At 67.1% G+C, this 14,941-nt stretch carries 9 protein-coding genes; 3 read left to right on the top strand and 6 right to left on the bottom strand.

Annotated elements, in window-relative coordinates:
- The first annotated feature begins 34 nt into the window (after positions 1-34).
- From H295_RS0101620 to H295_RS0101610, 3 genes are all read left to right on the top strand, one after another.
- Positions 35-1,192, top strand: coding sequence for a TniQ family protein (locus tag H295_RS0101620; RefSeq protein WP_158691005.1), 1,158 nt, complete (start codon positions 35-37; stop codon positions 1,190-1,192).
- A 96-nt stretch (positions 1,193-1,288) separates the two neighbouring features.
- A complete protein-coding gene (locus H295_RS0101615; RefSeq protein ID WP_020133594.1) occupies positions 1,289-2,944 on the top strand; it encodes a hypothetical protein in 1,656 nt (551 codons plus the stop codon).
- Positions 2,945-3,533: 589 nt separating this feature from the next.
- The gene (locus tag H295_RS0101610; RefSeq protein ID WP_020133593.1) at positions 3,534-5,810 is read left to right on the top strand and encodes a (Fe-S)-binding protein; all 2,277 of its coding nucleotides are present in this window, start codon (positions 3,534-3,536) and stop codon (positions 5,808-5,810) included.
- 741 nt (positions 5,811-6,551) lie between these two features.
- Here the strand turns inward: H295_RS0101610 and H295_RS0101605 are convergent.
- The 6 genes from H295_RS0101605 to H295_RS0101580 form a co-directional block, all read right to left on the bottom strand.
- A complete protein-coding gene (locus H295_RS0101605; protein ID WP_078616533.1) occupies positions 6,552-8,009 on the bottom strand; it encodes an APC family permease in 1,458 nt (485 codons plus the stop codon).
- 346 nt (positions 8,010-8,355) lie between these two features.
- The gene (locus H295_RS0101600) at positions 8,356-9,309 is read right to left on the bottom strand and encodes an electron transfer flavoprotein subunit alpha/FixB family protein (RefSeq protein WP_020133591.1); all 954 of its coding nucleotides are present in this window, start codon (positions 9,307-9,309) and stop codon (positions 8,356-8,358) included.
- Between the two features lie 13 nt (positions 9,310-9,322).
- A complete protein-coding gene (locus H295_RS0101595; RefSeq protein ID WP_020133590.1) occupies positions 9,323-10,123 on the bottom strand; it encodes an electron transfer flavoprotein subunit beta/FixA family protein in 801 nt (266 codons plus the stop codon).
- Positions 10,124-10,142: 19 nt separating this feature from the next.
- On the bottom strand, positions 10,143-11,195 hold the full coding sequence (locus H295_RS0101590; protein WP_020133589.1) for an aspartate/glutamate racemase family protein: 1,053 nt from the start codon (positions 11,193-11,195) through the stop codon (positions 10,143-10,145).
- Positions 11,196-11,239: 44 nt separating this feature from the next.
- Positions 11,240-13,396, bottom strand: coding sequence for an FAD-dependent oxidoreductase (locus tag H295_RS42590; RefSeq protein ID WP_020133588.1), 2,157 nt, complete (start codon positions 13,394-13,396; stop codon positions 11,240-11,242).
- 76 nt (positions 13,397-13,472) lie between these two features.
- Positions 13,473-14,909 (bottom strand): aminobutyraldehyde dehydrogenase, encoded by a 1,437-nt coding sequence (locus H295_RS0101580; protein WP_020133587.1) that lies wholly within the window; start codon positions 14,907-14,909, stop codon positions 13,473-13,475.
- Between the last annotated feature and the right edge of the window lie 32 nt (positions 14,910-14,941).

Genomic DNA, 14,941 nt, shown 5'->3' with positions numbered 1-14,941 from the left:
TGCTCCGATACAAGTCCACTGGCATGCTCTGCGTGTGTCCCAATCGTTGAGTCGCCTTGCTCTGGTGCCGGAGCCCTATCCAGGTGAGTCCCTGCTCAGCTGGGTCGACGCGCTCGCCGGACTCAACCGGATCAGCCGTCTGCAAGCCGTGCGCTTCTCGGCCTTCACTCGCCCCGGTGGCTCCATGTACCGGCCCAGTAAGCGCTTCGTCGCCCATCTGCCGACAGAAACGATGTCCCGTGTGGAGGTCACCACCGGTTTGTCGGCCGGGGAGCTCCGTCGGATAACCCTGATGCATTATGCGGGTGGCGTTCTGCCGGGGGCACCTCCCTCTACGCACCGTCGGACGATCGCTATGTGGTTGCACCGCCAGCGGCTCCCGCAGCCGCTCCGTTCGCGCGCGTGCCCCGCCTGTCTGCGCGAAAACGGCGGGCGGTGGTTGCTGCGGTGGCGTCTGATCTGGTCCTTCGCCTGTGTACGCCACCACGTTTTCCTGCTCAGTGCCTGCCGCGGGTGCGGCCTGGGTCTGCATCAGGTGGTTCCTGGTCTCGGAAGCGCGGAGATGTGCGGCCAGACCGACTGGAGACGTCCGGGGTTCGTCTGCCAGCGCTCCATCTGGCGAATGCGTCCACCCCGGCTGTCCGACACGCACCTCCTTGAATGCCAGCGCCGTCTCGACGATCTCATCGACCATCCACACCGTCCGGGCAGCACAGACATCCTGCGGACGCTGCACCTGGCACTGGAGGACATCACGAGCGGCTTCGACTTCGTCCCGTCGCTGCCGGACACCGATGCCGTGCTCCATCGACGGTGGCGAGGCCACGGCGGTGTCTTGTCGTATCTGGACGATCCACTGCTTACCGCGGCCCTTATCAAGATCGCGACGCTGGGCGGCCTCGGCCCCGTGCGGTCGGCCCTCGCCCAGGTGGACATGGCCTCGTGGTCGACCGACGGTGTTCCCAGAGCGGCCAGAAGCGTGCCGCCGGTCAACCGGTTCGGTGGAACGTGCCGCGCCGTCGCCTGTCTGGTCTGGGTACCGCCTGGGCAAGGAGTCGTAGCACAGACGAAGGACGGGCCATTGGTTCTGTGCTCCAAGCACGTCGACCGCGCCACCACGCCAGACCGCTGCGGCTCCGTGCCCCGCCGCGTCGCCGAGGCCGTCTCGCCACGGCACGCCGTGACTCGCTGAAGTCCGAACGGGACCGTACTAATTTGTCGTCCGTCAATCGGGGCGTCGGCACTCGGGGTGTCCGACAGCACAGTGCGGGCGGCCCCGAGGGCTGACGTGACCCGCCCGTTGCTTGCTCCGTTACTCTCCGCTCTGCTGCTGGGGCACTGCAAGCTCGAAGGCGTCCAGCTGCGGGAGGCCCCCTCCAGCCGTGAGTCCCGGACCGACCCCCTGAGCATCCGCGACCTCATGAACCTCGCGTTCCTGCCCAACGAGCGCATTGCCTCCAAGAACTTCCTGTTCGAGAACGAGTACATGAAGAAGCACAAGCTGAAGCAGGTTGTCGACGTCGTCTTCGGCGTTCACGACGACCGTGCGGTCGAGCTTGGGCAACGCATCAAGGAACTGGGTGCTCGACTCACCCAGGCACGCTCCGAACTCGCCGCAGCACGGGCGTTCGTCGACGAGCAGGACGTCCCCACCGTCGGCGCGCTGATCGCTGAGCAATACGAAGGCGAGCTGCGGGAGCTGACCGAGCAGCTACGGGTCCTCGACGAGGCAGCGCATGCCAGCACCACGTTCGCCGGGCGTCTGCGCCGCGAGCACCAGCAAGCTGCCCAGCATGCCCGGCGAGCCGCCAGCGTGGTACGTGACTGCGAGACCCAACTCGCCCGGATGATGCCGCTGCGGGCGCAGTACGCGGATGACCTCGTCAAGCTCAATATGCTGGCCGAAGCGCAGCGCCTGTTCGACCCCCTCAGTGTCACGACCTGCCCGGCGTGCCTGAATCGGCTGCCCGTTCCCCCGTCGGTGGAGAACGGCTCGTGCAGTCTGTGCAGCCACGAGCTGCCCCACGGCGCCGGGCACCTGACGCTCGGCACCGCCGCAGCCGAGCACTCGTCGGATGAAGGGCGGCTGGATGTCGCGGCCGAGGTCAGGGCCACCAAGGCCCGTTTGAAGGAGATCACTGCCTACGTTGAGGGCCTGGACAGCTCGCTCGCCACATTGAAGCTCCAGGCAGAAGAGGCCGCCATCGACGAAGAACGTGCCGCGGCCGCGGTCGACGAAGCCACTTCGCCCACCGTCACCCCGTTCCTCGCCGCTCGCGACAACCTCCAGCGCCGGCGTGAGGAAGTCCTCCGTCATCTCCAACACACCGAGAACGCGACGAAGCTTCAGGCTGGCCTGGAAAAGCGCGCCTCGCTCGTGGAGCGGCAGGAGGCACAGATCGAACGCCTGCGGGAGGAACGCGACCGGCTGGGAGACGCCGCACAGGACAGAGACCTGATCGTCGGCCGAATCAGCGGACGGTACAGCGACCTACTGCGGCAGTGGCGCTACCCGAAACTCAGCCAGCCGATGATCGACATGAACCTGGTTCCTCACGTACGCGGCGACTCCTACCGTGAGGCATCATCCGGCGCCCGAACACTCCTGACCCTGGCCTGGCAGCTGGCCGTCTTCGAGGTGGCCGTCGAAACATCGGCCGCCCACCCCGGCCTCCTCATGATCGACAGCCCGCAGAAGAACCTGGGCCACGGCGCCACCCGGGACGCGGTAATCGCAGACGCGATCGCCATCGACGACTTCTACCGCCACCTGACGAGCTGGCTGGCTGCGCAAGGGGCCGGTGCCCAGGTGATCATCGTCGACAACAGCCCGCCCGTGCTCGTGGAAGAGAACGTCGTGGTCCGGTACAGCCGCAATGAGGACCGGCCCCCCTACGGGCTGATCGACGACGAGACCACTACGGACGAGGGCAGCCCCGGATAGCCTCCTCACCCCGCCTTGTGTACTGCTTGGACTCAACCGATCGTCGCAACAGCTGATCACGCATCGGTATGGCTTCGCCGAGGTCGAGCAGGCGTTCGCGGCTCGGCCGTGGGACATGGTCAAAGCGGCGGTCATCTTCGACATCGACGAACCCTCCGAATCAGGCACTTCACGACCCAGGGCGTAGTCCGGCTCTGAAGCCGCCGGTCTCCAGCAGAAATCGAGCGATGGGGTGTCCCTTCCGAAGAAGGGACACCCCATCGCGTACGAGAGTGTTCCGAAAACGTCAAGCGCGTCTACCGACCGAGGTCCTGTGCGCGCAGGATTTCCGCGGAACCTCGATCCGAGACTGCTGCGCTGTAAGGACCACGAACTGGGGCTTCTCGGCTCGGAGAATGTCCAATCCGGCCTGTCCAGGCACCTAATTACCATGCAACTGCATCGACGGCAGACCGGGTGAGCCAGAGATCTCGGTGGGTGGCTGGGCTGAAAACAACGGCCAAGAACATTGAGTAGTCCGGAGGGCGCTCCGTCCTGGCCCCGTCGTCCGCCTTGGCGGGACACATTCAATTCGCCGTGGAGGAGCCCCATGCAACTGACCGCGATCCTTGTGTCGCTCGCTCTCGCCGTGGCTGGTATCGCCCTGTTCACACGCGCGATCACGAAGATCTACGGCTTCGTACGTCTGGGGCAGATCCTGCCGACTGGTGCGCGCACCGACAACTGGCGGCAGCGGACGCTGACCGTGGCCCGGGAGTTCCTTGGGCATACCCGATTGAACCGCTGGGGTCTCGTCGGTATCGCCCACTGGTTCGTCGCTGTCGGCTTCTTCTCTCTGGTACTCACCTTGGTCAACGCCTTCGGCCAACTATTCGACGCCGGCTACACGTTGCCGGTCGTCGGGCACTGGGTGGTCTGGAGCGTCTTCGTCGAATCGGTCGGCGCACTGACCACGCTGGGTATTGCGACATTGATCGTCATCCGTCAGCTGAGCAAGCCGGGGCGAACGGGCCACAAGTCCCGCTTCGAGGGCTCCAATATGGGGCAGGCGTACTTCGTCGAGAGCATCATCCTGCTCATCGGCCTGGCGATCATGTCGCTACGTGGCCTGGAGGGTGGCCTGGAAGGCGTGGATCACTATGAACCCTCGTACCTGATCTCCTACCCGTTGGTGAAGGCCGTCTCCGGGGCGTCCGTGACGACCCTGGAGAACATGATCTACTTCACCGCGATGGTGAAGATCGGCACCTCGTTCATCTGGATGATCGTGGTCTCGCTCAACACCAACATGGGCGTGGCCTGGCACCGCTTCCTGGCGTTCCCGAACATCTGGTTCAAGCGCGAGGCGACCGGCGGGACGGCCCTCGGCGGTCTGCAGCCGATGACGTCCGGCGGCAAGCCGATCGACTTCACCGACCCCGGTGACGACGACGTCTTCGGCGTCTCCCAGGTCGAGCAGTTCTCCTGGAAGGGCCTGCTGGACTTCTCCACCTGCACCGAGTGCGGCCGCTGCCAGTCGCAGTGCCCCGCCTGGAACACCGGCAAGCCGCTCTCCCCCAAGCTCCTCATCATGTCGCTGCGCGACCACGCGCACGCCAAGGCGCCGTACCTGCTGGCGGGTGGCGGCAAGACGATGGAGGGCGAGGAGAGGGCGTCTGCGGAGGCTCTCAAGGACGTGCCCGCGGCGGCTCTCGCCGAGGCCGAGCGGCCGCTGATCGGCACCGCCGAGGAGAACGGCGTCATCGACCCGGACGTCCTGTGGTCCTGCACCACCTGTGGTGCCTGCGTGGAGCAGTGCCCGGTGGACATCGAGCACGTCGACCACATCGTCGACATGCGCCGCTACCAGGTGATGATCGAGAGCGCGTTCCCGTCCGAGGCGGGCACGATGCTCAAGAACCTGGAGAAGAAGGGCAACCCCTGGGGCCTGGCGAAGAAGCAGCGCCTGGAGTGGCTCAAGGAGGTCGAGTTCGAGGTCCCGGTCGTCGGCCAGGACATCGAGGACCTGACCGAGGTCGAGTACCTGTACTGGGTCGGCTGCGCGGGCGCCCTGGAGGACCGCGCGAAGAAGACCACGAAGGCCTTCGCCGAGCTGCTGCACATCGCGGGCGTCACGTTCGCCATCATGGGCGGCGACGAGAAGTGCACCGGTGACTCCGCCCGCCGCCTCGGCAACGAGCCCCTGTTCCAGGAGCTCGGCATGGAGAACGTCATGGCGCTGAACATGGCGTTCGGCGAGGAGCTCGACGACGACGGCAAGGTGGTCCCTGAGTCCGCCAAGCCGAAGTCCGCGAAGAAGATCGTCGCGACCTGCCCGCACTGCCTCAACACGCTCGGCAACGAGTACCCACAGCTCGGTGGCGACTACGAGGTCATCCACCACACCCAGCTGCTCCAACACCTCGTCGACGAGGGCAAGCTGGTCCCGGTCACGCCGGTCGAGGGCATCATCACCTACCACGACCCCTGCTACCTGGGCCGACACAACAAGATCTACACCCCGCCGCGCGAGATCATCGCCAAGGTCCCGGGTCTGCGCAACGAGGAGATGCACCGCCACAAGGAGCGCGGCTTCTGCTGCGGCGCCGGCGGCGCGCGGATGTGGATGGAGGAGCGGATCGGCAAGCGCATCAACAACGAGCGAGTCGACGAGGCGCTGTCGCTGAACCCCGACATCGTCTCCACGGCCTGCCCGTTCTGCCTCGTCATGCTGACCGACTCGGTCAACGGCAAGAAGAACGACGGCAAGGCGAAGGAGTCCATCCAGGTCGTCGACGTCGCCCAGCTCCTCCTGGAGTCCGTCAAGACCCCGGGCGACCCGCAGGACGCAGCGGGGACGAAGAGCGTGCCGGAGCCGATGGAGTAGCTGCTACGGCCCCGCACGGCTCCCCTGGTCCCCCTCCGGCCCAGGGGAGCCGCCGTTTCCAGGGCCCACAGCAGCGGCGGGCCCGAGCGGCGTCAGCGTGTGCTGAATCATGGACCGGCACGAACTCTCCGATGGCCAGTTCCTGTCGCCGTCCACGACATACCCCAAGACACGCGCGGGCTTGACCCCGAGCAGCGCGTGAAGGGGCGCTTCGCCGTTGGGGAGCGCCTCCTTGGCACCGCTGGACGGCTCAGCCGACGGGAGAGAGTGAGTGGTAGTCCGGCGTCGGCCGGTGCGGTGCGACCGGCGTAGCCATGACAGGTACGCCGCACGATCCTCATGCCACGCCTGCGCAGACACAGGTCGCGGCCGGTCCGGTGGCCCACTTCGCGGACCGGGCTGCGCCGACGCATCCGCGGTCCGAGGCTTGACAACATCCCGCAGTTCCTAAACCGACGTCGGTCGGCAGTGCACGGGCGAGGAGGCCGCGCCCCGCGTCTGCACGCCGTGCCGGCGAGTTCATGGAGGCGTATCGCCGGATCCCGCGATGCAATCCGGGCCTACATCGCCGGCCAGGCCCGAGCAGGCCTTCGCTATCGGCCGGATGTTCTATGTATCCGATGGAACTGGAAAAGGAACGGCTCTGCCGCAGATTCGGAATCTGCGGCAGAGCCGTTCCTGGTGGGCGTCGCCGCCCCGTCATTCGATGGTGCTCGGGCGAGCAGTTCTTCTCGGTTCCCTCTACTGACGACCGATGCTGCTGTAGATCTCCGCACGGTTGCGTCTGAGGTAGAACGCCCATGCTGTCCCGGCCAGCGTGACGCCCCAGATCACGATGATCAGGACATCCTTAGTGGTCCCCGTCGCTCCCGTGAGCAGCGTGAAGTTCTTGGTCGCCAGGACCAGCGTCACGCACAGGACGATGAAGGCTACGAGGGACGCCACCGCCGGCCCTACTGCCTTTCCGTGCACACGGTCGCGCAGCAGGTAGGCGCCGATCGCCAGCGCGACAAGGACCAGCAATATGACGAACGCGTAGCTGTAGAGCCCGGCCAGCCGCGCGTAGAGGTCGGCCTCGGGGACGTCCGCGACCACGAAGACGGCGAGCACCAGCAGTGCCGTCACGCTGAGGGCGAACGAGGCCCTGTGCGGGGAAGCGTGCCGCTCGTGAGGCCGACCGAAGCGTCGCGGGAAGATGCCGTCGGCGCCGAGATTGAACACGTACCGGGCGGTGATGTTGTGGGCCGCGAGCGCCAGGGCGAACGAACTCGTGAACAGCATGACTGTTGCCGCGTCGTAGGCGAACTGCCCGGTGTACTCCTTGATGCTGTTGGTCGACGCGCCCACCAGGTCCTTGTTGACCGCGTCCATGACGGCGGCAGCGCCGTAGGAGTTGATGAAACACCATGCGGTCACTGCGTAGAGGCTGGCGAGCAGTGCCACGACGCCGTATGTGGCGACTGGAATCGTGCGCTCTGGCTTGCGTACCTCGTCGCGGAAGATCACGGTCGCCTCGAAGCCGCCGAAGAGCCCCATGCCGAAGAGGAATGCGATCGACGTCGACCCCGAGAAAATCTGGTGCGGGGTGAAGGAGTCGAATCCGATCCCGTGTGCGCCGCCCTTGGCAAAGACCGAGACGTCATAGGCGATCATGAGGAGCAGCTCGCACGCCAGGAACACGGTGAGGACGCGGCTTGAAAAGCTGATGTTGAAGTGGCCGAGCACGCTGGTCACGACGAGCATCAGACCGGCCCACGCCCACCACGCGACCTTGGGTCCGTGGAAGATGTCCACGATGACGGTGTTGAGGGCGATCCCGCCGAGTGCATAGGCACTGAGCAGCGCCACGAAGTAACAGGTCAGCGCCGCGAAGCCGGAGCCGAGGCCAACCACCCGGCCCAGGCCGGCAGTGATCAGGGCGTAGAAGCCGCCGGGCCTCTTCAGCCGGGCGGACATGGTGAGGAGCCCCACTGCCAGCATCGCGACGATCACGCCGCAGGCGAGAAACGCCACAGGGGTGCCGACACCATTGCCGAGCAGAATGGCCACCGGAATGAACCCGAGGAACACCACGACCGGGCCGTTGTAGGCAACGACCGTGAAGATCAGTTCGAGTACGCCCATGTTGCCGCGCAGACTCGCGGTACTTTCGCTGCTCATGGCCACTTCGGCATCAGCGGCTTCGCTCGCTGTGCTCATACGGCATCCTCCATCATGTCGATTCACAGATACGTCGCCGCCGGCTGTATGGGCCTGGATGTGGCGTGCACCACGTGACGTTTGAGATGCCAGAACCGTAGGTATTCCGCTTGGCCGCTTCCATTGGAAGATGTCCGAAATTCGGTGGCTCGCTCCGCCATCTCTACGACGAAGTCAGGGCGAAAGCAACCGCTGAGGTGCCCGACTGGATTGTCGATCTCGGAACACCGCGTCGCCCTGTGCCGGGCCAACGTGGAATCGGATGCTGGAATGGTCCCAACAGAACTACGACGCCACCGGCAGACCTGCCGGAGACGTCGTTGTTCATCGGGTAACGCTGGGCAGCTCACCCCTTGCGTAGGTTGATCTCCTCGGTCAGCGCGGGCAGGACCGTATGCAGGTCGCCGACGACACCGAAGTCGACGAGGTCGAAGATCGGTGCCTCTTCGTCCTTGTTCACGGCCACGATCGTCTTCGACGTCTGCATGCCGGCTCGGTGCTGGATGGCTCCGGAGATGCCGCTGGCGAGGTAGAGCTGTGGGGAGACGGTCTTGCCGGTCTGGCCGACCTGGAGGGTGTGCGGCATCCAGCCCGAGTCGACAGCGGCACGCGAGGCGCCGACCGCCGCGCCGAGGGCGTCGGCGAGGTTCTCGACCGGGCCGAACTCGCCGCCGGTGCCGCGGCCTCCGGAGATGACGATGGCGGCCTCGGTGAGTTCGGGACGGCCGGTGGCCACACGCGGCTGGGTGTCCTCGATCCGAGCGGTCCTGGCCACGTCGGAGATCGTCACTTCGAACGGTGTGACGCTTCCTGTACCGGCCGACTCCTCCGGGGCTGTCGAGTTGGGCTTGACTGTGATGATCGGGGTACCGGTGGTGACCTTGGCCGTGACGGTGTAGCTGCCTGCGAAAACCGACTGTGTGGTGGTGCCGTCTGCTGCGACGTCCACCGCGTCGGTGATCAGGCCCGAGCCGAGCTTGATGGCCAGCCGGCCGGCGATCTCCTTGTTCTCGGCCGAGGAGGGCAGCAGGATCGCGGCGGGGTCCCGGTCGGCGGCGAGCTGCTGCAGCGCCTCCGCCTTGGGGGCCACCAGGTAGTCCCTGATCTCGGTGTCGTCGATGACGTAGATCTTCTCGGCGCCGTACATTGTCACCGCGTCGGCGACGGCCTGCCCGGCGTCGGCGCTGCCGATGAACACGGCTGACGGCTCGCCGAGCCGTCTGGCGAGCGTGAGCAGTTCGTACGTCGGTTTCTTGACCGCGCCCGCCAGGTGGTCGACGAGGACCAGAACCTCAGACATGTCTCGTTCCTTCTCAGATGAACTTCTTGGTGGCGAGGAAGTCGGCGAGCGCCTTGACGCCCGAGCCGTCCGCGTCCTTGACGATCTCGCCGGTGGTGCGCGGCGGGCGGGCGGTGGTGGCGACGACGTCGGTCCTGGAGGCGTCCAGGCCGACGAGGGAGGCATCGACACCGAGGTCGGTCAGGTCCCAGGCCGCCAAGGGCTTCTTCTTGGCTGCCATGATGCCCTTGAAGGAGGGGTAGCGGGCCTCTCCCGACTGGTCCGTCACCGACAGCACCAGCGGCATGGTGGCGCTGACAATTTCCGTGGCGGCGTCCCCGTCGCGCCGGATGCGGACCAGATTGCCCTGCGTCTCCACTGCCGACGCCAGGGTGACCTGCGGGATGCCGAGGCGCTCGGCGAGCATCGCCGGGACGATGCCCATCCCGCCGTCGGTCGAGGCCATACCGGTTACGATCAGGTCCGGCAACGCACCGTGATTGGCCTTCTTCACGGCCTCGGCGAGCACAAGCGAGGTGGCCACCGCGTCGGAGCCGGCGATCGCGTCGTCACGGACGTGAACCGCTTTGTCGGCGCCCATCTGCAGAGCCTTGCGGAGAGCCTCTTCCGCGTCGTCGGGGCCGATGGTCAGAGCGGTGACCTCGGTCTCCTCGTCGGCGCGGTTGTCCTTGATCTGGAGCGCCTGCTCGACGGCGTACTCGTCGAGCTCGGAGAGCAGACCGTCGACTCCGTCTCGATCCACCGTGTGGTCCGGCTCGAAGCGGCGGTCGCCGGTGGCGTCGGGCACGTGCTTCACCAGGACGACAATGTTCATGGGGAGAAAGATCCTTTGGTCAGTTGGCAGCCAGGGCGGCCGCGCCCTTCAGAGCGACGAGATTGCTGTTGAGCACCACGACTCCGCGGTCCGGGAACTCCTGCCGGTATTGCTCGTAGGCGGAGGAGACGATGGTGCAGCCGATGACCAAGGACTGTGCCTCGCCCGCCACGGCCAGCTCGGCGACGATGCGGTCCACTGCCTCGGCAGCGCCGCGCGGGTCCTCCAGGATGGCGTCCCCGTCCCAGCCGATGGCGGCCACGCCGACACAGTCGGCTCCTCTCCCGTATCCGTCGATCAGGCCGCCGATGACCTCGACGGCCTCCGGGATGTCGGTGATGACGGCGAACTTCGGGCCGAACTGCGTGGTGACGCCGGTGGTCAGTTGGAGCGGTCCGACGACGGGGATCCGTGAGGCCTCGCGTGCTTCGGTGAGTGCGGGGTCGTAGTGGCAGGCGATGACGATCGCGTCGTAGTTGTCGGCGTTGGCCTGCTCGACCGCCTTGAGGATGGCCTGGGTCTGGGCCGTGTCGTAGTCGATGTCCACGGACTCGAAGGGCTCCACATGCTCGGCGGAGACCGTCTGCTCCCCGTGACCCTCGAGCAGCGAGGTGAGTACGGCGTCGAACTTGTCGTCGTGCTCGGGCTTCTCGAAATGGAAGGGGGTGAGGAAGAGGACGCGGGGCACCTCACCGGACTGCTTCCGCGGGCGGTCCGCCCGCGCCCAGTCGACGGGCGCGATCGACAGCAGCAGGCGAGTGCCCGGTTCTCCGCCGTAGCGGACAGTGGCGCCCTCGGGGAGTGCGATCAGTTCACCTGCGCCGGCCTGTACGGGGAACTCGCCCTCGTCGCCGACGACGAGCAAGGACGCATCGCCGCTGATGACGTAGATCGACTCCTCGTACCGGAGGGTCCAGGGATCCGTCCGGCCGCCGTCCGGGAAGGTCATGAAGTAGGTGCCGAGTTCACCGAATTCGGCCTGGGCGGTGCGATGTTCGATGACAGCCGGGCCGAACGGCTTGGCCCTGCTCTCGTCGAAGGGAAGGACCGTCACCTTCGTGATGGCTGGCATATGGGCTCCTCGGCTGGGATGGACGTCAGGGCTGGGTCGGCTGATCAGACGGTTCGGGACTGAGCGGGGCCGTCGCGGGTGAAGTCCGTCTCGTCTGCGTTCAGCAGCCGTCGTTCCCTGATGTAGGGCTGCGGCTCGGCAGGGTTGGGGCTGTCGATCTCCCGGGCCAGCCGGTGGCCGGAGAAGACGGCGTCGGCGATGAAGCTGGGACGCAGCGAATCGCCGATGCTGTATACGCCGGTCAGACCGGCCTGGCTCCACTCCGAGCTGCGGTCCTGGAGAGCCTGGTGGAGATCGCTGTCGGCGACACGCTGGCCCACGACGACCACGGTGTCGACGCCGACCTCGACCGGGCCGGCCAGGGTTTCGACCGCGATGGCGTCGGCGTCCGCCCGGCCCAGGCCGCTGCCGGGGAAGATACGTACGCCCAGTGCGCGCAGGTCCTCGGTCATGCGGGCGTCCTCCATCGTCTGGTGGAGGTACGGGCCGAAAGCGGAGGCCGGTGTCACGGCGGTGACCTCGTGCCCGTGGGCCGCGAGGTGCTCGGCGATCCCCGGACCCACGAAGTAGCCGTCGGTGTCCCAGACCAGGACGCGGTCGCCGATCGTGGCCTCGCCCGACATGACGTCCTCGGGGGTGAGGACGTTCCCGCGGAAGGTGTCGCCGAGTGACAGCGGACGGCGGTCATAGGGCGAGACGGCGTCAGCCGCGTAGTGCGATCCGGTGGCGATGACCACGATCTCGGCGCCGTAGTCGAGGATGTCGTCGGCGCTGAGGCGGGTGCCCAGGATCGTGGTGACGTTCTTCAGCTTCGAGAGCTGATGCTCGCGGTACTCCACGACGTGACGCCATTCCTGGCGGCCGGGCAGCTTGCTGATCCAGTTGAGGCTGCCGCCGACCTGCTCGGCGGCGTCCACGAGGTGCACCATGTCGAAGCCGCGCTTGCCCAGGACCATGGCGCATTCGAGGCCGGCGGGGCCCGCGCCCACGACCAGGACGGCCCGGTCGCGGTTCCCGGCCGTCTCGAAGGTCTCCGGGTGCCAGTCGCGGCGGAACTCCTCGCCGATGGTCGGGTTCTGCGTACAGACGATGCGTCCGTTCGCCATGTTCGCGCGCGAGACACACATGTTGCAGCCGATGCACTCCCGGATGTCCTCGATGCCGCCGTCGCGGATCTTGGCAGGCAGGAAGGGATCGGAGATGCCCGCGCGGGCTGCCCCGACGAAGTCGGCCTGGCCGGACCTGATGACCCTCGCCATCGTGTCGGGACTGTTGAAGCGGCCCACGTTGACGACGGGCTTGGCCGTGTACTGCTTCATCCGGCCGGTGAACGGTGCCTCGTGGTTCTCGCGCGCGGTACGGGAGGACTGGGCGTCCTGTCCCCAGTCGACCCCGCCGATGATCAGGTCCCAGTAGTCCACGACGTCGTCGAGGTACTGGAGCACCCGTGGTGCTTCGCCGTCGTGCCGCATGCCGCGGTCTCCGAGTCCGAGCGGAGCGTCCAGGGTGTCGACGCCGAAGCGCAGGCCGACGGCGGCACGGTCGCCGACAGCAGCACGCACCTTGGTCAGGGTCTCCCTGGCGAAGCGGGCACGGTTCTCGAACGATCCGCCGTAGGCGTCGGTGCGGGTGTTGTAGTACGGGATCAGGAAATGCGAGATCAGCGATGCCGCGTGACCGCAGTGCAAGGTGATCAGGTCGTAGCCCGCGTCGACGGCGCGCAGTGCCGCCTGCACATGAAGGTCCTGGATGCGGGCGATGTCCGACCCGTGGAGCGCGGCGGCCGTACCGGCGTAGGCGACCGGGAGCGGGCCCTCTCCGGCGACCGGGTCGACCGAGTAGGCGACAAGGCGGCCTTCCGACGCGACCGACATCGAGGCGTGGTACTCGAGCTCGACGCCGGCGAGGGCACCGCCCGCGTGGATCCGCTCGACGATGCGACGGGAGTTGCGTACGTCTCCCTCGTCCCACAGGCGGCCCAGGACGTAGGGGACCTTGTCGGTCTCGGGGGCCACCGAGGTCGCCTCCGTGAACACCACGCCCCAACCGCCCGCGGCCTTCATACCGCGGTAGGCCGCCTGCATGTCCGGGTACTCGGTGCCGAATCCGCTGGCGTGCGGCGTCTGCCAGAAGCGGTTGGGCGCCGTCTTGGGGCCGATCACAACCGGCTCGAAGAGGATGTCGTAGCGATCGCCGCTCATCGGCGTCCCTTTCCGCGAGGGCTGGATCGGTCGCCGCCAGGCGGACGGCCGGGGGGCTGCTGGATGAGGCGCTGCATCAGCCTGCAGCCTTCAGCATGACGTGCTTGACCTGTGAGTATTCGTCGATGGCGTGGGCCGAGAGTTCCTTGCCGTAGCCGGACTGTCCGAATCCACCGAAGGGCATCTCGTTGGCGAGGACCAGGTGCTGGTTGAGCCAGACAGTCCCGAACGCGAGGTCCCGCGTGAGCCGGAGGCTTCGGTTCACGTCGCTCGTCCAGACGCTGGCGGCCAGGCCGTAGTCGACGCTGTTCGCCATGGCGAGCATCTCATCGTCCGAGCCGGCACGCTGGATCGTGACCACCGGGCCGAAGACCTCCCGTTGGATGATCTCGTCGTCCTGTCGTACGTCAGTGATGACGGTGGCTTCGTAGAACCAGCCGGGGCGGTCCACCCGCCGCCCCCCGGTCAGGACCGAGGCGCCGGTGGAGCGAGCCCGGCCGACGAAGCCCTCGACCCGTTCGAGCTGCCGCCGCGAGATGACGGGACCGAAGTGGGACGACTCGTCCTCGGGGTCGCCGCATCGCAGATCGGCCACGGCCTTGCAGTAGGCCTCGACGAAGGCACCGTAGGCGGCGTCCTCGACGATGACGCGGCAGGGCGCGGTGCAGTCCTGGCCGGCGTTGAGGAAACCGGTCGCGGCCAGTTCGGCGGCGACCGCGTCCAGTGGCGCGTCGGCGAAGACCAGCGCAGGAGCCTTGCCACCGAGTTCCAGATGGACGCGCTTGAGTGTGGAGGCGGCTGCGGCGGCGACCTTCTTGCCCGTGGCCACGTCGCCGGTCAGGGACACCAGGCGTACGGCGGGGTGCTCCACCAGGGCCGCGCCGGTGGCGCCGTCACCGAGCACCAGGTTGAGGACCCCGTCGGGAAGCACCTCCTGGGCCAGCTGGGCGAAGAGGATCGTCGACAGGGGCGTGAGCTCGGAGGGCTTGAGAACGACGGTGTTGCCCGCCGCCAGTGCCGGGGCGACCTTCCACATCGCCTCCATGAGCGGGTAGTTCCACGGGGTGATCAACCCGACCACGCCCAGGGGGTCGCGCCGGGTCATGGAGGTGCTCCCCTCCACATACTCGCCCGCAGCGCCGGCATGCGAGATCCGGCAGGCTCCGGCCATGAAGCGCAGGACGTCCGCGTCGTACGCGATCTCCTCGCGAGCCAGCGCCAGCGGCTTGCCGACGTCGGCGCTCTCCGTCCGGGCGAAGTCCTCGCCGGCGGCCTCCAGGCGGTCCGCGAGAGTGAGCAGCAGCGTGGCCCGCTCGGCCGGTGTCGTACGGCCCCAGGTACTGAAGGCCGAGGCGGCCTTCTCGACAGCGGTGGCGACTTCCTGGGATGTCGCGTTCCGGTACGTGTCGAGGGGCTCGCCTGTCGCGGGGTCGTGGGTGACAAAGGCGTTGCTGTCTGCGGCTCCAGCGCGCCAGTAGTCGAAGAGCGGACCTGCGAGCGGGGCGGTGGGCATTCGGACGTCGACCTCCTTGGAACGGTGAGGCG

Origin of the sequence: Streptomyces sp. 351MFTsu5.1 (genome assembly GCF_000383655.1) — a bacterium.
Classification (GTDB): domain Bacteria; phylum Actinomycetota; class Actinomycetes; order Streptomycetales; family Streptomycetaceae; genus Streptomyces; species Streptomyces griseorubiginosus.
Note: the sequence above shows the minus strand (reverse complement) of the source record. Positions and strands in the feature narration are given on the sequence as shown.

What these genes read in the sequence shown, in the direction of transcription:
- H295_RS0101610 (WP_020133593.1), top strand. Translation starts at nt 3,534, where the DNA reads ATGCAACTGACCGCGATCCTTGTGTCGCTCGCTCTCGCCGTGGCTGGT.
- H295_RS42590 (WP_020133588.1), bottom strand. Translation starts at nt 13,396, where the DNA reads ATGAGCGGCGATCGCTACGACATCCTCTTCGAGCCGGTTGTGATCGGC.
- H295_RS0101600 (WP_020133591.1), bottom strand. Translation starts at nt 9,309, where the DNA reads ATGTCTGAGGTTCTGGTCCTCGTCGACCACCTGGCGGGCGCGGTCAAG.
- H295_RS0101595 (WP_020133590.1), bottom strand. Translation starts at nt 10,123, where the DNA reads ATGAACATTGTCGTCCTGGTGAAGCACGTGCCCGACGCCACCGGCGAC.
- H295_RS0101580 (WP_020133587.1), bottom strand. Translation starts at nt 14,909, where the DNA reads ATGCCCACCGCCCCGCTCGCAGGTCCGCTCTTCGACTACTGGCGCGCT.
- H295_RS0101605 (WP_078616533.1), bottom strand. Translation starts at nt 8,009, where the DNA reads ATGAGCACAGCGAGCGAAGCCGCTGATGCCGAAGTGGCCATGAGCAGC.
- H295_RS0101590 (WP_020133589.1), bottom strand. Translation starts at nt 11,195, where the DNA reads ATGCCAGCCATCACGAAGGTGACGGTCCTTCCCTTCGACGAGAGCAGG.